Source organism: Brevundimonas sp. (genome assembly GCF_965278935.1).
In the GTDB taxonomy this organism is placed as follows: domain Bacteria; phylum Pseudomonadota; class Alphaproteobacteria; order Caulobacterales; family Caulobacteraceae; genus Brevundimonas.
Genome location: NZ_OZ257124.1, coordinates 2,356,782 through 2,374,702, shown reverse-complemented (window position 1 = coordinate 2,374,702; position 17,921 = coordinate 2,356,782). Strand labels below are relative to the sequence as shown.

Genomic DNA, 17,921 nt, shown 5'->3' with positions numbered 1-17,921 from the left:
GGAGCGGACTTTAGTCGCCGAAGGTCCGCTTGATCCAGTCATCGATCGAATGGACGACCACCGCGCGGCTCTCGCGCATGCCGTGGGTGCCGTTCTCGAGCCAGATCAGCTCGGCCTTGCCCGGCGCTTGGGCGGCCATGAAACGATCGAGGAAGTCGGAATCGGTGAAAAGCGGATCCAGCCGTCCCACCAGTGACAGGGTCGGCACGGAGTATTCGGCGATCCGCGCCGTATGCGTGCCGACGGTACTCGGGTTGTTCAGGTCCCAGAAGGTCTGGGCCGACATCAGGGCGATCATGTGGGTCTGGCCCTCGCCGGCGTCGATGGCGGTCCTGGCTTCGGCCAGCTTGGCCTCGAAGTTCGGGTCCAGACGCGAGGTCCGCTCGCGCTCGTCGACCGTCGGGGCCATGAAGGCGACGCCCAGCACGCGCGGGTCGTGGGTCCGGGCCATGTAGTTCGAGATGTAGATGCCGCCGTTGGAATGGCCCACGGCGATCAGGCGGGTGAACCCTTGGGCCGCTATGGCGTCGGTCCAGCGCGCCATGTCGTCGGCCTGTTCGTTCATGGTCGAGGAGGCGAAGCCGGCCGTGCCCGAGATACGGAACGACGGGGTGAAGACCGTGTAACCGAGCTGAGCCAGCCGCCAGCCGACCCAGTGACCTGACGACTGCACCGTGTCCCCGGTCCGGCCATGGACGAACAGGATGGCCGGCTTGTCCGCCGCCGATCCGCCTTCGGGCGCATAGATGACGGCGGGCAGGGACGTGCCGTCGTCTGCGGTCACGTCGATGACGGTTTCGATGATCCGGGGCCGAACGCCGAGGGCGTGCTGGGTCAGGAAGGCGGCGACGTCGTCGGCCGCGCGGTCCTCGGCGCCAGCGAAATCTGCGCCAGTCTGATCATAGGAGACGGTCTGGATCGGCGCGTCGCCGACGAGGCCGGTCAGCCGTGTCTGAGAATAGGTGGGGTCGAGGCCTGCGCCGATGACCAGCGTCGGAACGGTCAGGGCGGCCAGAACCGCGTCGTTCCGCGCCGCCGCTTCCGGTCCCCAATACTGGGTGAACTGCTCGCTCGGGCCATTGTAGGGCCCCGCCGCCAGCCAGGGATCGGCGGCGACGCCGACGGCGCCGACCTCGACCGTATTGCCCGCCGGAAACCGGCCCGTGCCTGCCGCGACGGAGCGGGCGGCATAGGCGGCGGTCGCCTCGTAGTCGGGGCCGTCCAGACCGGCGCGGGGGTAGCGCCGCAGCTCGGTCAGGGGCGACAGCATGACGACGGCCATCACGCGCTTGGTCCCCGGTGCGTCGAACGGCGTGTCGGGGTTGTTGGCCAGATAGTCGGCCGCGGCGATCGCGCCATAGCCGTTTCCGGCCAGCACGAAATCCTCGTAGCCGCGCTCTTCCATGAAGACGAGGGCGGCGTCGATCTGGGGCTGGACGGCCGAGAAGGGGAACAGGGAATAGCTGCGCTGCAGCTGGCTGTAGAGGCTCAGCACCGTATAGCCGCGCGCCGCCAGCCGCTCGGCCAGGAAGCGCGTCGACTGGCCCTGGCGCAAAGGGTTGGAGCCCGGTCCGCGATCCAGCATCACGATGGCGGGGCCGTGGACGTTCTCGCCGGCGGTAGGGGTGAACAGGATGGCAGGTGTGGTGACCACGCCGACGCCGGGCGCCTGGGCCGCCTGTCCCGGCGGGGCGCTGGGCAGGTTCAGGATCGTCATCGTGACGTCAGGGTTCGGGAAGGGCGTCTGACGCGTCCGGGCCTCGGCGGGTGCGACGGCCACAGAGCTGAGGATCAGAACGATCGCCGCGAGCCTTGCGAAGAACGCGCGAAAATCGAGGAAGCGACGCATCATCGGGAAGCCTTCAAGGCGCGATCGACAGGGAGACGTAACCGCACGGGCCGATCTTGCCGCCGTGGCCGTGACTGGCGTCGGTGTCCTCGAACAGCAGGACGGATCCGGGTTGCATCTCGGCGCTGAAGGCGCGGGTCGTGATGGTGAAGGAGCCGCTCAACAGGATGAACATCTCCTTGTAGGGCGCCGGGTGCATCGGCAGGTCCATATTCGCCGGCCCGGCCACGATCTGGACGCCGCGCGTCGGCGCGGTCGGCAGGTTGAAGATGTCGATCACCCGTCCGTTGAAGGGCAGGGTGACATGCCGGGCATCGATGCTCAGCGGTTCGACCGCCGAGTCTCCGTCGGGGCCGGTGAAGACGCGATAGCCTTCGATGGTCTCCATGCCGGGCCGGAAGGGCGATGCGGCGGAACAGACCGTCCGGGGCTCACTCGCAACGGTGGCGCACCCGCCCAATGTGGACAGGCCCAGCGCGGCGACGATCATTCCAAGTCGGCGGTGAAACGCGGGGACCATGGTCGAACTCCGATGGAAACCGCCCCGACTGGAGCTGGAAAAAAGGACGGTCGCACCCGGCGCGGGCGCGACCGTCTCAGTCAGCGTGCCGGAGATCAAGACATGTTCGGAAGAGGATCCGGATGACGGAACAAGAGCCGCCGCCCGGGCCAGTCTTCAGGCCTGATCGCTCAGGCCCGATCGGAGCTTGGGGTGGCGTTTGCAGACAGGGAAGGTCGCGTTCCGCATGCGCCTATGACGACGGGGTAAGAGAGACTGGCCGCACATCCCAAATGTCACCGGATAACGGTTATCCGGCTGGGCGCGGCGTTGTCCCTTCGACCTCACGGCGTAACCTTCGCCCTCAGCATTTCCCGAGGCGGCCGCATGACCGACACCACACGGGCGAGACCCGACAGCTCCCCTTCGACGTCCCACCCGGTCGAACGCCGCCCCCGGCGCCGCTGGGCGCGCGGCGTCGACCGGCCCCAGTATCTGCGCGCCGAGGACATCGATCGGCTGGGGATCATGATGGTGGCCCTGATGTCCGAGGTGTCGGCTCTGCGCGACCGGCTCGACACTCATGAGGCCGTGGCCGAACTCGGCTCGCCGGTCACCCGCGAGGCGATCGAGGCCTACGAACTGACGCCCGAACGTCGCGAGCGGCGCGAGGTCGAGCGTCAGGCCCTCCTGAAACGCGTGCTGCGCGTCATTACCGAGGACCGCGAGGCGGCACTGGAATCCGCACCCGGAGACGCCGCATGAGCCTGTCCCTCGCCGACGCCCGCCGCATCGCCGACGCCGCGTTGGAAGGCGCGACCGAAAAGGGTCTGACGAAGGTCTCGATCGTCGTCACCGATCCCGGCGGCCACATCCGGTTCGCCCTGCGCACGGACGCCCAGGGCATCTTCGGCGTCGAGACCGCGACGGCCAAAGCCGTGTCCGCCCTGGGCTTCAACCGCGCGACCTTGGCCCTGGCGCCCCTGTTCAGCGACCAGGCGACGGCGGCCATCAACGGCGCGACCGGCGGCCGGTTCGCGCCCTTGGGCGGCGGGGTCGTCATCATCGATGGCGAGAAGCGCATCGTCGGGGCCATCGGTCTGTCGGGCGGTCTGCCCGAGGTCGATCACGCCGTCGTCGTCGCCGCGGTCGAGACCTGCGGCCTGTCCACACTCAAATGATTTCGCGAAAGGCCTGATCATGTTCCAGCAAGCCCACGCTCTTCTGCCCACGGCGACCCACGACGAGTTCGCCCGCGAGGAGTTCTGTTCGTCGCTGCGCAAGATGTTCACGACCGAGCTCTTTCCGGGCGCCAACGACGTCTATCGGCAGCGCGCCAGGCCCGCCTTCGAAGCCAGGAACGGCCGCCCGCCCAAGACCGCCCAAGAGGTGAAACGGCTGATGGACGAAAGCTTCTACTATCGCGGATCTAACCTGGTCGGTCGCGCGGTCCAGGAGCTGGTCTGGGACACGGTCGGCGAAAGCATCGAGCGCCAGCTGGACGACCTGATCGAACTGGCTCGGCCCAAACCCGATGCCAAGGGCTCCGTCCGGGTCGATCCCGACATGGAGATGCCGCGCTATATCGAGGCCGTCGATATCCACGTCATGCCGGGCAATTTCCACACCGAGATCGCGCCCGACGACGTCATGGCGGGCGCCCTCTATGACCGGGGCGTCCACGTCTTCGCCTTCGGCGGACTGGGCGACAAGAACGACGCCCTTGGCGTGGCCCAGGCCGAGGTGTTGAAGGAGAAGTTCCCGAACCTGAAGCCGCGGCGGATCCTCGATCTCGGCTGCGGGCCGGGCTTCACCACCCTGCCTTGGAGGGACGCCTTCCCGGACGCGGAGGTCCACGGCATCGACGTCGGCGCGCCTCAGGTCCGCTATGCTCACGCCCGCGCCGAGGCTCTGGGCGTCGAGGCCCATTTCAGCCAGCAGAACGGCGCCCACACCGACTTTCCCGACGGCCATTTCGACGTCATCGCCTCGATGCTGGTGACGCACGAATGCCCGGTCCCGGTGATCAAGGCCCTTTTCAAGGAGGCGCACCGCCTGCTGGCGCCGGGCGGGGTCATGCTGATGGATGGCGGGATGCCGATCCCCGAAGACCCCTACGTCCAGATGCAGACCAGCTGGTTCGGCATGAACGCCAACGAGCCCTTCGCCATCGGCTTCAAGGCCATGAACTATCCCAAGGCTGTCGCTGAGGCTGGCTTCGCGCCTCAGAACTATTTTACGGCCCAGCGCGAGCCGGTTTACCTGAAGGGTCAGTTGCCGCCGATCAGCTTCTTTGGGGCCGTGCGTGAATAATCCCGCCGAGCGGTGAGCGCCCAGCCTGCAATCCATGCACCCGGGGTACGTCGAGATAGTCGGCGGTTCGAACCCCGCCGACTATCACCTTCAAGGTCTGTAGGAAGCGCAGGCCAGAACGGCTTCCGCCATGAATGTCGGCAGACCGATAAGCGCACGGCGCCGGTCCACTTCGGCAAGATCGACTTCCGGTCCGTCGGGACGGAGCGGGTCGCCCTCACAACCATAGAGCCGGCCGTACATCTGGGGCCGACCGGCGTTGAGCTCGCTTCGATCCTTCAGTGAGGCAAAAGCGGCCGCTCCGTTGGGAAGCCGGGCGAACGCCTCAGCCGCCCGTGCCTGAAGCGCTGGACTATGGTCGGCGTGCATCGCCAGGTTGAAAGTCTGTCGCTGGCTGGCGTGAGAAAGAGCGGCGAAGTTCTCGACGGCCTGTTCGACCAGATCGGTGTGTGCCAGGTCCAGTCTGCAGCTGGCGTCCATGCGCAGCTGTAAGGTTGCTTCACCCAAATCCTCAAACCCGGTCGGGGGAGGCAGGGCATAGGCGTTGCGCGCCGTCTGGTCCGCGGCGTAGGCGCCCGCGAGTCGGCTCGCCAGATCTCCGGATTCGTGATCGGCGGCCTCGGTCTCGGAGGCGGCTAGCGCACCTGCCAGTTCTGCGAGCCGCCGCTCACCCGCAACGTAGGCTTCATACGAGGCCGACGAAGCCAGACGTTCGAGGCGGGAGCGTTCCGCTGACAGTTCCGGACTAAAGAGGTCACACCCCATTAGCAGGGTTCGATCGCCGGAATGGTGTCGCCGATCCAAGGCGGTGGAAGCCCAACGTTCGCTGCTCGCGGCATTGGCGGCCAGTTCGGCTGAGGCCCCGCCCTGCCTTATACTGGCGTACTCGGTTGCTGAAACCTCAGCCTGATACGCGGCGGCATGGACCATGCCGGGCGAGGCGGCCAGAAACAGCGCCCCGGCAAGACGGATGCCTCGCCGCCTCACGACCTAGAACCGGAAACTGGCCCGCAGCAGCAGGGTGTAGCGGACGTAGTCCTCGATCATCTCGGCGTCTGCGCTGATCGAGATCTTGCCCAGGTCGTTGCCGACGCTGAAGTGGAAGCCGGCGATCGGTCCGCCGCCTTCGATTGACTGCGGCGTCAGGGTGAACGGCGAGCCGCCCGAGGCGAAGCTGGCGATGGTTTCGCCTGGATCGACCGAGAAGTTCTGACGCCAGCCGAGGCGGACCTCGGGACGGATCCAGCCGTTCTCGCCGAAGCCGTAGCCGATGTTCACGGCGGCGACGCCGGAGAACATGTGGCCGTTGCGGTCTTCGATGTTCAGGTTGAAGCCGGGCTCCAGACCTTCCTCGGTATGGGCGTCCTCGCTCAGCGAGAAGTATTCGGCATAGACCTCGGGGCGGACGCTCAGGCGGCCGAAGTTCTTCTCGTAGGAGGCGCCGCCGCCCAGCGACAGCGTGAAGCCGTTCCAGCTGGAGGTGTTGATGAGATTGATGTTCTCGGTCACCAGCTGGCGCGTCGAATCGAAGGTGGCGTAGCCGCCCGCTGCGCGCGCCCAGGTGCTCCAGGCCTGGCCCTGGGCCCGCCAGTAGAGGCCCAGCTCGACCAGGTTGGCCGACAGGACTTCCTCGGCCTCGGACTCGGGATCCTCGATGTCCGACGAGGTGAAGGCCAGGGAGACGCCGACGGCGCCCAGTCCCGTGCCGCGCTCGACCCCGCCCGCGACGCCGAAGCCTTCGGAGCGGAAGCCATAGGTGTCGGTCTTGTCCTTGTCGGCGTAGAAATTGATTTCCTGCAGCCAGGCGCTGGTCTGGCCCGGTTCGACCGTGGCGTTGCGGCCGGTCAGGGCGCGGGTGACCGCGTCTACGCCTGAGGCCAGCGAGAGCAGGGGGCCGCCCGAGTGATCCGGCAGCAACTGCTCGAACAGATTGACGAAGCCGTCGCGGTTCGTTTGCGCCAGGAAGGCATCGCGCAGGGCGGTGCTGGTCGACAGGGAGCCGTAGAAGGAATCGAAGATCTGCGCTTCGACGGGGATCAGGTTCGCCTCGGCCGCCGTGCGGCGACGGGCGTCGATGTAGACGTCTCCGGCGGCCACGTCCGCGCCGGCGCTGACCACATAAAGATAGGGCGAGTTCGCCTGCACCGCAGTCTGGTCGATCGCACCGATGGTCAGGGTGTTTGCGTCGATGACGGTGAACCGCTGGGGGCTCGTCAGCAGGGAGTTGAACCGCACGCCCAGGCCGGCCCCGGTGGCCAGGTTCGCCGCGCCGTTGACGCGGAAGCCCGCGTTGGTGGTGGTGGCGGGATCGATCGTGACGATCAGATCGCCCGCCGCGCCGACATTCAGGCTGGTGACGGTGGTCCGGGTCAACTGGCGCGCATCCAGCGTGCCGTTGGTCACATTGATGCCCAGGCGGCCATCGCTGTCGGTGATTGCGCCCTGGACGACCGCGCCGCCGGAAATGTTCAGCTGGTCGGCCCCGGCGCCGAAGGAAATGGCTCCTAGAACCCGGCCGTTCTCAATGTTGGCAACATCGTTGCCCGAGCCGAAACGGATGTCCCCGACCACGATCGGTTCGTTCGAATCAGTGACGCCGTCGCCGTCTGCGTCCGGGTCTTCGGTCGTGGGGGTCGAGGTTTCGCCGTACTGCCGCAGGGTCACGCCGGTGGTGTTGGCCGATACGTCGATCGCCGTCGTGGTGCCTGTGATCGGGCTGTTGTTCTCGTCGGCGACGAGGATGGCCTGGATGGACCCGGCGTTCTGGATGGACGTGAGCGTGCCCGACAGGTCGCGGATGCCCGTGACGGTCGAAACACCGCCTCCGGACGTGGCGAGGATCGAGTTGTTGTTGAAGATCGTCGGCAGATTTGCGCCCGCCGCGATATCGATGGCTCTCGTCGGAGAGTTGGCGGCCGTCGAGGACACGCCGGCTGTAATGAAGCCGTAGTTGTCAAACCGGGGCGTGGAGACGCCGCTGTTGATGGCGACGGCGGTCGCACCGGCGCCTCGACCGAGGGCGGCGACCGAGCCGTCGTTCCTGATCCCGCCGGCGATGGCGACCGTCTGGCCGCCAGCGACGCCGAACCGCATCCCGGTGGAGGCGATGGTGTCATAGACGCCGTCGGCGTTGACCGTGCCCCGATTGATGAAGCCGTAGGCGTTGGCGCCTGTGCCCGCTACGCCGAGCGAAATGCCGCGCGTCGCCGACCCAACTGTCACGGCCGGGCCGCCGCCGAAGCTGTTGATCGTCAGATTTCCTTCCGACGCATCGGCGGTTCCATCGCCGTCTTCGTCGGTGGAGGCCGGGTTCGTCGAACTATCCGTAATCAGGTCGGCCGGCCGGGTGTCCAGAACCACACCACCGGCGACATTGCCGCCGATGACGACGGCGGAGCCGCCCTGCAGCAGGTCGTCGGCATCCAGCAGCGCCAGAGCTGTGTCGTTGGGCCGCTGCGTGTAACGATAGCCGGTCGCCGACATGTCGCCCTGAAGGGTCAGGCGGCCGCCGACGTCACCCTGGATGTTGACGGCGCTGGCGCCCAGGCCCTGAGCCGAGACGGGACCGCCCAGATTGACGGCGCCGGACACGTTGCCGGTCTGGGAATAGCCGATGGCGTTGTCGCCGATGGCGCGCAGCGAGCCGTAGGAGGTGACGTTACCGGTCAGACCGCGTTCGATCGATATGGCGCGCGCGTTCGCGCCTTCGACCACAACGGCGCCGGTGCTCTCGACCAGGATGTTGCCCGTCAGGGCCGTCGTACCGATCAGGCGCAGGCCGTAACGGTTGGCGCCGGCCGCGATCGGACCGTCCAGATCGCCGTCGTTGTCCGTGTCGGTATAGGTGTCGATGCTGTCCGTGACCGTGATGGTCCCGCCGATGATGATGTTGGCGGCGGTCGAGCCCGGCCCGACCAGAATCGCCGTCGATCCGTCGGCCGAGTTGGCCATCGTGATGTTGGAGCCGCTGTCCAGATCGATGTTGTTGTTCGAATCGACCGAGATCGCAGGGCCGGAGTTGACGGCGATGGAACCGCCGGTGGCGATGCGGATGTCATCGCGCGCCGTACCGGTCGCGAGGGAGGTGACGATGGGCGTCGTGCGGGCGGTCGAAATCACGACCTCGGCATGCGCTCCTGCGGCCGTCATCAGAGGGGCAAGCGCCACCGCGGTCGCAAGCAGTCTACGCATTCGGAAATTCACCCCAAGTGGACACGCGCACGGGCGCCGGGCGCCTTCTAACAGGGGCGTCGCGACCTGTCTCAAGTTTCGCGAATTTGAGGCGAATGCAAGGCCGAAAGCGATGTGTCGGACGACCGGAGGTCACTGAAAGCGTTGCAGTGCGTCCGAAAAAATGATATCACTTTTATATCGAAATGGAGGGCAAGATGACCGATCAACGCACAATCTCGCAGGAACGGCCTGCATCGACGACCAACGGGATCCTGATGCTGCTGGTCGGGATGGGGCTGATCATTCTGGGCCCCGTGAGCGTGGCGCAGGGCCCCGAGACGGCGCTCTACGTCGTCGGCGGCATCCTTCTGGCCGTCGTCGGTCTGTTTCTTCTGTGCGGTCTCTATGCGCTCCAGCCGAACGAGGGCGCGGCCATCATGCTGTTCGGCTCCTATCGCGGCACGGACCGGACGACCGGCCTGCGCTGGGTCCTGCCCTGGTACACGAGGAAGAAGATTTCTCTCCGCGCCCGGAACGTGACCTCGGACAAGCTGAAGGTGAACGACAAGCGCGGCAGCCCGGTCGAAATCGCCGCCAATGTGGTCTGGCGCGTCGAGGATTCGGCCCAGGCCCTGTTCGACGTCGACGACTATCAGGCCTTCGTGAACATCCAGATCGACACCGGCCTGCGCGATATCGCGTCCCACTACTCCTACGACCACGGTGAAGAGGAGCAGGAGGGCGTCAAGCAGGAGCTGACCCTGCGCGCCGACGCCGAGGATGTGGCCGGACGGCTGCGGGACGAACTGGCCACACGGGTCAAGGTGGCGGGCGTCGCCATCGACGAGGCCCGCCTCGCCCACCTGGCCTATGCGCCCGAGATCGCCGGAGCCATGCTGCGTCGCCAGCAGGCCGAGGCCATCCTGTCGGCCCGTCGCCTGATCGTGCGCGGCGCGGTCGGCATGGTCGAAAGCGCCCTGAAGGATCTGGGCGAGCGAGAGGTCGTGCATCTGGACGAGGATCGCAAGGCCGCCATGGTTTCCAACCTGCTGGTCGTGCTGTGCGCCGACCGCGAGGCCCAGCCCGTGGTCAACACCGGCACGCTCTACGGCTAGGGCGTGGCGAGGGTCCGCAAACCCTTCCTGATGCGCGCCTCGGCGGGCGTGATGACGGCGGTCGAACGGCTGGCGGCGGCGGAGCTGCGCTCCGTCAACGCCCAGCTGGAAATCCTGCTGAGAGAGGCGCTCGCGCGGCGGGGGATCGTCACCCCGCCGCCGGGCGGCCCCGACGACGATCAGGCTTGAGCTTCGCCGATAGCGGGTCTAGTGGCGCTTCATGGCTCGGCCCAAATCGTCCGCACGCATCCCAAAGTCCCGGACGCGCGTTCAGCGGCGGAAGCCCTCGGAGCAAGACCCCATGAGCATGACGGATCTCGACGTTCACGAAGGTGAGCTGCGGCTCATTCCCGGCTGGGACGAAGAGGTCGCCGAAACGCTCAGGGTGCTGAAGGCTTCCACCCAGGATCCGCGCCCGCGCATGGTCGACACGACCATGCTGTATGCGCCGCGCTCCGGCGGCGTGAAACGCTACCTGCTGTCCAAGAAGGCCTGGCTGGAAGCGAATCGTCCCGGCGTCGCCCACTCGCTCGTCGTGCCGGGCGCCCAGCACAAGGCCGGGCGGGACGGCGTCATCCAGCTGCACGCGACCAAGCTTCCGTTCGGCGACGGCTACCGCTGGCCGAGCTCGGTCAAACGCTGGGGCGCCTGGGTCGCCTCGATGAAGCCGTCGCTGATCGAGGCCGGCGATCCCTATACGCCGGGGCAGGGAGCCCTGGAGGCCGGCCAGCGCGCAGGGTGTCCGGTCGTCGGCTTCTGCCACTCCGATCCCGCGGGCCTCGCTGCGCTTCACTTCGGCGAATGGGCCAAGAAGCCGGTCGAGAAACGCTGGGCCCGCCTGTTCGGCCAGTTCGACCGCGTCATCTCTCCGAGCCGTTTCATCGCCCGCCGTCTGGAAGAGGCCGGCATCCGCGACATCGTCATCCGTCCGCTGGGCGTGGAGATCGACACCTTCCGGCCCGACCGGCGCGACCGCGACTGGCTGCTGAAGAAGCTGGGCCTGCCCACCAGCGCTCGCCTGCTGTGCTTCGCCGGCCGTCCGGCGCGCGAGAAAAACATCGATGTCCTGATCGAGGCGGTCCAGAAGCTGGGCGCGCCCTATCATCTGGTGCTGGTCGGGGCAGGGCAGGGGATGCCCGCCGAAGATCGCGTCATCGCCCTGCCGTACGAGCGTGACCCGAAGGCCGTGGCCCGGATCATCGCCAGCTGCGACGCCTTCGTGCACGCCAACGACAAGGAGCCCTTCGGCTTGATCGTGCTGGAGGCCATGGCCTGCGGCCGCCCGGTCGTCGGCGTCAATGCCGGCGGCGTGGCCGAGACGGTCACCAACGACGTCGGCCAGCTGTCCCGCAGCGCCGATCCCGACGATTACGCTCAGGCTATCGAGGCCTTGTTCGCACGCGACGTTGAGGCCATCGGCGCGGCGGCGCGGGTGCACACGGTCGAGACGTTCGCGTGGAACCGCGTCTTTGAAGGTCTGTGCATGACCTATGCCGAGGTCAGCGGACGGCCGGAGTTCGTGCAGCCCGGTGAGGAACTAGCGGTTCACTGAGAGTGGCTTGCCCACTTGGCGCTGTCTGCTGATCGCGACTGCCACGTTGGCGGTTTGACTGACGAAAAGATTGCAGTCGAAGGGTACGAGCAGCCATGCGCCAAGCGCACTGTATTGGCTGCCATCTGACTTCACTTGAAGAGGGGGGCGGACGCGCCACTTTCTGCAATCACAGAAAGTGGCGCGAGTGACGGGACTCGAACCCGCGACCTCCGGCGTGACAGGCCGGCACTCTAACCAACTGAGCTACACCCGCGTTTCCCGCCGCGTCGTTTCCGTCGCGGCGAGGGGCGTCGTTTAGGCGGGGGGTCGCCCCGGTGTCAAGCGACCTTTCGGGCCTTTGCGACAGTTTTCTGCACCGGCCTTCTGTCGCAGAACGCGGGCTTCCGGGACCGGCTTTTGTGCGAACCATTCGCAAGAAAAATCCTTTGGCCGCTTGGGTTTGAACCGCCGCCGGGTTGGGTCTAGAAAGCGCCGAATCCGCCGCCCTCCCTCGCGGCGTGGACCTGTCCAATGAACGCATTTCTTCTTCAGTATCTGCCGATCGTGATCTTCATCGGCATCGCCGCGATCATCGGCGTCGGCTTCATGGTCGCCTCCTTCGCGATGGCGCCGTCCAGCCCCGACTCCGAGAAGCTGTCGGCCTATGAGTGCGGCTTCAACGCCTTCGACGACGCGCGGATGAAGTTCGACGTGCGGTTCTATCTCGTGTCGATCCTGTTCATCATCTTCGACCTGGAAGTGGCCTTCCTGTTCCCCTGGGCGGTGTCGATCTTCGACCTGACCAAGGGCGGCATGATCTTCGCCTTCTGGTCGATGATGGCCTTCCTCGGCGTGCTGACCGTCGGCTTCATCTACGAATGGAAGAAGGGCGCGCTGGAATGGCAGTGATCTCTCCCACCGGCCTCATAGCCCCGTCTTCGCCGCTGCCGACCGCCTTCGGTCAGGGCGCGCGTTCGACGGTCCAGGGCTATGACCCCAAGCTGCACGACAAGTTCTTCGAGGCGGTCAACACCGAGATCGCCGAGCAGGGCTTCCTGACCGCGTCGCTGGACGACGTCATCAATTGGGCCCGCACGGGGTCGCTGATGTGGATGACCTTCGGTCTGGCCTGCTGCGCCGTGGAGATGATCCAGGCGTCGATGCCACGTTATGACCTGGAGCGGTTCGGCATGGCCCCGCGCGCCAGCCCGCGTCAGTCGGACCTGATGATCGTCGCCGGCACCCTGACCAACAAGATGGCCCCGGCGCTTCGTAAAGTATACGACCAGATGCCGGACCCGCGTTACGTGTTGTCGATGGGTTCGTGCGCCAATGGCGGCGGATATTATCACTATAGTTACAGTGTCGTTCGCGGCTGCGACCGTATTGTCCCTGTCGATGCTTACGTTCCGGGCTGCCCGCCGACGGCCGAAGCTCTGGTCTACGGCCTGCTGCAGCTGCAGAAGAAGATCCGTCGCACCGGGACGATCGAGCGATGAGCGTTCCTTCGATGAACGGCCACCTCGCGACCGTCGCGCGCAATACCGAGAGCCTGACCCCGCTGGGCCAGGAGATGGTCGCCGAGCTGCAGGTCGATGCGACCGTGGCTTACGGCGAGCTGACGATCGCCTGCCATCGCGACCGCATCGTAGAGGTCCTGACCTCGCTGCGCGACCGGTTCGGCTTCCAGCAGCTGCTCGACGTCTGCGGGGTGGACTATCCGGATCGGGCCGAGCGGTTCGACGTCGTCTATCACCTGATTTCCCTGACGCGGAACGCCCGCATCCGGGTCAAATGCACGACCGACGAGGTCCAGCCGGTCGCCAGCGTGATCGAGGTCTATCCTTCGGCCGGCTGGTTCGAGCGCGAGGCGTTCGACATGTACGGCATCCTGTTCTCGAACCATCCGGACCTGCGCCGGCTCCTGACCGACTACGGCTTCCAGGGGCATCCGCTGCGCAAGGACTTCCCGATGACGGGCTATGTCGAGGTCCGCTACGACGAGGAGCAGAAGCGGGTGGTCTACGAACCCGTCAAGCTGACGCAGGAATACCGCAACTTCGACTTCCTCTCCCCGTGGGAGGGCGCCGAGTATCCGGCCCCGGTCCTGCCGGGCGACGAGAAGGCCGTCGGCTCGGCCGGAACGCCTTCGGGAGGCAAGGCCTGATGGCTGACGGACACCCCATCGCCAACGCGACCCCCGACCGCGCCACGCTCGACGTGGTGGCCGACGACCTCGGCCACATCGCCTTCGACGACGGCCGGACCGCGCACGCGCGCGAGATGGACGACCGCAAGTTCACCATCAACTTCGGCCCGCAGCACCCGGCCGCGCACGGCGTGCTGCGTCTGGTGCTGGAGCTGGACGGCGAGGTCGTCGAACGCGTCGACCCGCACATCGGCCTGCTGCACCGCGGCACCGAGAAGCTGATGGAGGCCCGCACCTACCTCCAGAACGTGCCTTATCTGGACCGGCTCGACTACGTCGCCCCGATGAACCAGGAGCACGCCTTCTGCTTGGCCATCGAGCGTCTTCTCGAGATCGAGGTCCCGTACCGCGCCCAGCTGATCCGGGTCCTGTACTCGGAAATCGGCCGCATCCTGTCACACATGCTGAATGTGACGACCCAGGCCCTGGACGTCGGCGCCCTGACGCCCCCGCTGTGGGGCTTCGAGGAACGCGAGAAGCTCATGGTCTTCTATGAGCGGGCCTGCGGTGCACGTCTGCACGCCAACTATTTCCGTCCCGGCGGCGTCCATCAGGACCTGCCGATGGCCCTGATCGACGACATCGGCCGCTGGTGCGCCGAGTTCCCGAAGGCCCTGCAGGACATCGAGAACCTCGTCACCGAGAACCGCATCTATAAACAGCGCAACGTTGACATCGGCATCGTGTCGAAGGAACAGGCGCTGCAGTGGGGCTTCACCGGCGTCATGCTGCGCGGCTCCGACATCGCCTGGGACCTGCGCAAGTCGCAGCCCTACGAATGCTATGCGGAGCTGGAGTTCGACATCGTCGTCGGCAAGAACGGCGACTGCTGGGACCGCTACCTCGTGCGCATCGAGGAGATGAAGCAGTCGGTGCACATCATGGAGCAGTGCATCCACAAGCTCCGGAACTGTCCCGGCGACCCGGTCATGGTCGAGGACAACAAGATCGTCCCGCCCAAGCGCGGCGAGATGAAGCGGTCGATGGAAGCCCTGATCCATCACTTCAAGCTCTACACCGAAGGCTTCCACACCCCGGCCGGCGAGGTCTACGCCGCCGTCGAGGCTCCCAAGGGTGAGTTCGGCATCTATCTGGTTTCCGACGGCACCAACAAGCCGTACCGGGTGAAGATCTCCGCCCCCGGCTTCCGTCACCTTCAGGCCATGGACTGGATGAACCGCGGCCACATGCTGGCCGACGTCTCCGCCATCCTGGGCTCGCTCGACATCGTCTTCGGCGAGGTCGACCGGTGACCGACCAGACCTTCACCGCCATCCTGGTCGGGCTGTGCGCCATGGGCGGCGGCCTGATGCTGCTGACCCTGCTGGTCGTCGGCTTCTCGACGGATGCCAAGGCTGTGCGCCACCCGCAGGGTCGCGTCGGTTTGGTGAAGGACAATCTGCTGCTGATCGGGCCCGCGATCGCTCCGGTAACGATGTTGGCTCTGGCGGAGCTGACGACGCTGGACGATAGCGCCGCGTGGCTGTGGATGTGGTCTGCGGTCCTTGTCGGCATCTTGGTCTGGGCCTTCATGCCGGCTCAGCGTCGGGCGCGGGAGCGCCTGAACACCGTTCATAGGTACCCGCCGCAATGAGCGCCTTCATCGTCGATCCCGTCTTCACCCAGCTGCAGGTCATCGCCTTCGCGGGCCTGCTGGTCTTCGGCGTGCTTGTGCAATTTTTCTTCTCGCCGCGTCGTCGCGAGATCATGGGCTCGGCCAAGTTTGCCCTGGCTTCGGCGGTCATCGCGACCCCGGGTATCGCGGGCGTCACCCTTGTGCGTGGCGCGTACCGGGCCGGCTATCTGGCGGAGGGCAGGGGCTTCCTGGAGGCCAACCTGCGCTCGATCGTCTGGATGAGCGGCTTCATTTTTCTCAGCCAGATGGCCGTGCGGTTCGTGCCGCCGCTGTCCTGGCTTTCCCGCGACCTCTCGAACGCCGGCAAGGCAGTCTGGGGCGCGCGTCTGAACCGTTGGATGGGTAGAGCATGAGCGTCCGTCGTCTCGCCAAGGATCAACCCGCGTCGTTCGCCTTCTCGAAGGAAACGATGAAGAAGGTCGAGTGGTGGATCGCCAAATATCCGGCCGATCGCGCACGCTCGGCCGTGATCCCGATGCTCTGGCTGGTCCAGAAGCAGGAAGGCTGGGTCTCCGAGCCCGCCATCCGTGCGATCGCGGACAAGCTGGACATGGCCTACATCCGGGTGCTGGAGGTCGCGACCTTCTACACCATGTTCATGCTGGAGCCGGTCGGCTCGGCCGCCCTGATCCAGGTTTGCGGCACGACCCCCTGCATGCTGCGCGGCGCCGGCGACCTGATGAAGGTCTGCAAGGACCGGATCGGCCCGAAACAGACCCTGTCGGCCGACGGCAAATTCTACTGGGAAGAGGTCGAGTGCCTTGGCGCCTGCGTCAACGCGCCGATGGCCATGGTCAACGACTACTATTTCGAGGACCTGACGGCCTCGGACATGAACCAGATCATCGACGACTTCGCGGCCGGCAAGTCGCCGAAGCCCGGTCCGCGCGTCGACCGCGTCAACTCGGCGCCCGAGGGCGGGCCCCTGACCCTGACCGATCCGAAGCTCTATGACGGCGCGGCCGCCAGGCCGATCAAGAAGCTCCCGAACTCGGAGCCGGTGACGGCATGAGCCAGGCTGATCCTCAAACCGAAGCCCAGGTCGCCGCCTATCGCGCCGAGTTGCGCACCGTGGGCCGCACGCCGCGTCTCGCCGGTTTCGGCCTCGTGCTGCTGGGCGCCATCCTCGTGTGGGCGGCCCAGTCTGCGGGCGGCCTCGGCCCGACCGTCCAGATGGCCGGTTACGTCGCCCTCGGCGGCGGTTGGGCCCTGATGCTCGCCGCCATCTATCTTCGAACCCGCTATCACCGCCGTCGTCTGCGGGAGTTGAACTGAACCATGGTCGGCCTGCTTCAAGACAAGGATCGCATCTTCACCAACCTGTACGGGCTCCAGGACTGGGGCCTCGAGGGCGCGAAGAATCGCGGCTGCTGGAACGCGACGAAGGACATGCTGGACATGGGCCGCGACTGGCTCATCACCAACGTCAAGAACTCGGGCCTGCGCGGCCGCGGCGGTGCCGGCTTCTCGACGGGCCTGAAGTGGTCTTTCATGCCCAAGGAGCTCAAGGATCGTCCGCACTACCTCGTCGTCAACGCCGACGAGTCCGAGCCGGGCACCTGCAAGGACCGGGAGATCATGCGTCATGATCCCCACCTGCTGATCGAAGGCTGTCTGATCGCCTCCTTCGCGATGCAGGCCCACGCCTGCTACATCTATCTGCGCGGCGAATACGTCCTCGAGCGCGAGCGAATGGAGGCCGCGGTCAAGCAGGCCTATGAGGCCAGGCTGATCGGTGTGAACAACGTCCACGGCTGGGACTTCGACGTCTACATCCACCACGGAGCCGGGGCCTACATCTGCGGCGAAGAGACCGCCCTGCTGGAAAGCCTCGAAGGCAAGAAGGGTCAGCCGCGTCTGAAGCCGCCGTTCCCGGCCGGCGCGGGCCTCTACGGCTGCCCGACCACGGTGAACAACGTCGAGTCGATCGCCGTCGTCGGCACGATCCTGCGTCGCGGCGCCGAGTGGTTCGCCGGCTTCGGCCGCGCCAACAACACCGGCACCAAGCTGATGTCGATCTCGGGCCACGTGAACCGCCCGTGTAATGTCGAAGAGGCCATGTCGATCCCGCTGCGTCAGCTGCTGGAAGAGCATTGCGGCGGCGTTCGCGGCGGCTGGGGCAACCTGAAGGCCGTGATCCCGGGCGGGGTCTCCGTGCCGCTTATCACGCGCGAGATGTCCGAGACGGCGCTGATGGATTTCGACAGCCTGCGCGACATGAAGTCGGGCCTGGGCACCGCGGCCGTCATCGTCATGGACGAGTCGACCGACCTCGTGAAGGCGATCGCCCGCATCAGCTATTTCTACAAGCATGAGAGCTGCGGCCAGTGCACCCCGTGCCGCGAGGGCACCGGCTGGATGTGGCGCGTGCTGGAACGCATGGCCGTGGGCGAGGCCGATCCGTCGGAGATCGACCTGCTGCTCGACGTCGCCGGCCAAGTCGAAGGTCACACCATCTGCGCCCTCGGCGACGCCGCCGCCTGGCCGGTCCAGGGCCTGATCCGTCACTTCCGCCACGAGATCGAAGACCGCATCTCGGCCTACCGCTCCCGCCGCGCGAACTTCGCCGGCCACGCCATCGCGGCGGAGTAGG

19 protein-coding genes and 1 tRNA gene are annotated in these 17,921 nt (G+C 66.4%); 15 read left to right on the top strand and 5 right to left on the bottom strand.

All coding sequences use genetic code 11. The features are described 5' to 3' along the window. Positions 1 to 10: 10 nt before the first annotated feature. Together ACQY68_RS12005 and ACQY68_RS12000 are read right to left on the bottom strand one after the other, a co-directional pair. Positions 11 to 1,852 (bottom strand): alpha/beta fold hydrolase, encoded by a 1,842-nt coding sequence (locus ACQY68_RS12005; protein WP_428149658.1) that lies wholly within the window; start codon positions 1,850 to 1,852, stop codon positions 11 to 13. Between the two features lie 10 nt (positions 1,853 to 1,862). Then, positions 1,863 to 2,369 carry a hypothetical protein gene (locus ACQY68_RS12000; RefSeq protein ID WP_428149657.1) on the bottom strand — a complete coding sequence of 169 codons (507 nt, stop codon included), beginning with the start codon at positions 2,367 to 2,369 and terminating at the stop codon, positions 1,863 to 1,865. A 366-nt stretch (positions 2,370 to 2,735) separates the two neighbouring features. Between ACQY68_RS12000 and ACQY68_RS11995 the strand changes: the two genes are divergently transcribed. Genes ACQY68_RS11995 through ACQY68_RS11985 form a run of 3 tightly spaced genes read left to right on the top strand, consistent with a single transcriptional unit; the run spans position 2,736 to position 4,661 of the window. Then, positions 2,736 to 3,113, top strand: coding sequence for a hypothetical protein (locus tag ACQY68_RS11995; protein ID WP_428149656.1), 378 nt, complete (start codon positions 2,736 to 2,738; stop codon positions 3,111 to 3,113). Beyond that, complete coding sequence (locus tag ACQY68_RS11990; protein ID WP_428149655.1) at positions 3,110 to 3,529, top strand: GlcG/HbpS family heme-binding protein; 420 nt, start codon at positions 3,110 to 3,112, stop codon at positions 3,527 to 3,529. The genes ACQY68_RS11995 and ACQY68_RS11990 overlap by 4 nt, the downstream gene beginning before the upstream one ends. Before the next feature lie 19 nt (positions 3,530 to 3,548). After that, a complete protein-coding gene (locus ACQY68_RS11985; RefSeq protein ID WP_428149654.1) occupies positions 3,549 to 4,661 on the top strand; it encodes a class I SAM-dependent methyltransferase in 1,113 nt (370 codons plus the stop codon). A gap of 90 nt (positions 4,662 to 4,751) precedes the next feature. On the opposite strand, the gene ACQY68_RS11980 is transcribed toward ACQY68_RS11985, so the two are convergent. Both ACQY68_RS11980 and ACQY68_RS11975 read right to left on the bottom strand, forming a co-directional pair. Then, positions 4,752 to 5,648 (bottom strand): hypothetical protein, encoded by an 897-nt coding sequence (locus tag ACQY68_RS11980; RefSeq protein ID WP_428149653.1) that lies wholly within the window; start codon positions 5,646 to 5,648, stop codon positions 4,752 to 4,754. A gap of 3 nt (positions 5,649 to 5,651) precedes the next feature. Beyond that, positions 5,652 to 8,852: an autotransporter outer membrane beta-barrel domain-containing protein gene (locus ACQY68_RS11975; RefSeq protein ID WP_428149652.1), complete on the bottom strand. Its 3,201-nt coding sequence runs from the start codon at positions 8,850 to 8,852 to the stop codon at positions 5,652 to 5,654. Positions 8,853 to 9,049: 197 nt separating this feature from the next. Between ACQY68_RS11975 and ACQY68_RS11970 the strand changes: the two genes are divergently transcribed. The 3 genes from ACQY68_RS11970 to ACQY68_RS11960 all read left to right on the top strand — a co-directional run bounded on the left by ACQY68_RS11970 (position 9,050) and on the right by ACQY68_RS11960 (position 11,501). Continuing rightward, positions 9,050 to 9,949: an SPFH domain-containing protein gene (locus ACQY68_RS11970; RefSeq protein ID WP_428149651.1), complete on the top strand. Its 900-nt coding sequence runs from the start codon at positions 9,050 to 9,052 to the stop codon at positions 9,947 to 9,949. A 3-nt stretch (positions 9,950 to 9,952) separates the two neighbouring features. Beyond that, positions 9,953 to 10,138: a hypothetical protein gene (locus tag ACQY68_RS11965; protein WP_428149650.1), complete on the top strand. Its 186-nt coding sequence runs from the start codon at positions 9,953 to 9,955 to the stop codon at positions 10,136 to 10,138. A 112-nt stretch (positions 10,139 to 10,250) separates the two neighbouring features. Then, a complete protein-coding gene (locus ACQY68_RS11960; protein WP_428149649.1) occupies positions 10,251 to 11,501 on the top strand; it encodes a glycosyltransferase in 1,251 nt (416 codons plus the stop codon). 179 nt (positions 11,502 to 11,680) lie between these two features. Here ACQY68_RS11960 and ACQY68_RS11955 read toward each other — a convergent pair. Then, a tRNA-Asp gene (locus ACQY68_RS11955) sits at positions 11,681 to 11,757 on the bottom strand. A gap of 257 nt (positions 11,758 to 12,014) precedes the next feature. Here ACQY68_RS11955 and ndhC point away from each other — a divergent pair. The 9 genes from ndhC (at position 12,015) to nuoF (ending at position 17,920) form a co-directional block, all read left to right on the top strand. Further along, positions 12,015 to 12,392, top strand: a complete 378-nt coding sequence (gene ndhC / locus ACQY68_RS11950) for an NADH-quinone oxidoreductase subunit A (RefSeq protein WP_428149648.1) — start codon at positions 12,015 to 12,017, stop codon at positions 12,390 to 12,392. Then, complete coding sequence (locus tag ACQY68_RS11945) at positions 12,362 to 12,982, top strand: NuoB/complex I 20 kDa subunit family protein (RefSeq protein ID WP_428149647.1); 621 nt, start codon at positions 12,362 to 12,364, stop codon at positions 12,980 to 12,982. Before ndhC ends, ACQY68_RS11945 begins: the two co-directional genes overlap by 31 nt. A gap of 11 nt (positions 12,983 to 12,993) precedes the next feature. Beyond that, positions 12,994 to 13,650 (top strand): NADH-quinone oxidoreductase subunit C, encoded by a 657-nt coding sequence (locus ACQY68_RS11940; RefSeq protein WP_428152656.1) that lies wholly within the window; start codon positions 12,994 to 12,996, stop codon positions 13,648 to 13,650. A gap of 116 nt (positions 13,651 to 13,766) precedes the next feature. Further along, positions 13,767 to 14,945, top strand: a complete 1,179-nt coding sequence (locus ACQY68_RS11935) for an NADH-quinone oxidoreductase subunit D (protein ID WP_428152654.1) — start codon at positions 13,767 to 13,769, stop codon at positions 14,943 to 14,945. Then, on the top strand, positions 14,942 to 15,286 hold the full coding sequence (locus tag ACQY68_RS11930; RefSeq protein WP_428149646.1) for a hypothetical protein: 345 nt from the start codon (positions 14,942 to 14,944) through the stop codon (positions 15,284 to 15,286). Before ACQY68_RS11935 ends, ACQY68_RS11930 begins: the two co-directional genes overlap by 4 nt. Beyond that, positions 15,283 to 15,681: a hypothetical protein gene (locus tag ACQY68_RS11925; protein WP_428149645.1), complete on the top strand. Its 399-nt coding sequence runs from the start codon at positions 15,283 to 15,285 to the stop codon at positions 15,679 to 15,681. The genes ACQY68_RS11930 and ACQY68_RS11925 overlap by 4 nt, the downstream gene beginning before the upstream one ends. After that, entirely contained in the window at positions 15,678 to 16,340 is a 663-nt protein-coding gene (nuoE, locus tag ACQY68_RS11920; RefSeq protein WP_428149644.1) for an NADH-quinone oxidoreductase subunit NuoE, read from the top strand. Before ACQY68_RS11925 ends, nuoE begins: the two co-directional genes overlap by 4 nt. Then, positions 16,337 to 16,603, top strand: coding sequence for a hypothetical protein (locus ACQY68_RS11915; RefSeq protein WP_428149643.1), 267 nt, complete (start codon positions 16,337 to 16,339; stop codon positions 16,601 to 16,603). Before nuoE ends, ACQY68_RS11915 begins: the two co-directional genes overlap by 4 nt. 3 nt (positions 16,604 to 16,606) lie before the next feature. Next, the gene (gene nuoF, locus ACQY68_RS11910; RefSeq protein ID WP_428149642.1) at positions 16,607 to 17,920 is read left to right on the top strand and encodes an NADH-quinone oxidoreductase subunit NuoF; all 1,314 of its coding nucleotides are present in this window, start codon (positions 16,607 to 16,609) and stop codon (positions 17,918 to 17,920) included. Position 17,921 lies beyond the last annotated feature (1 nt).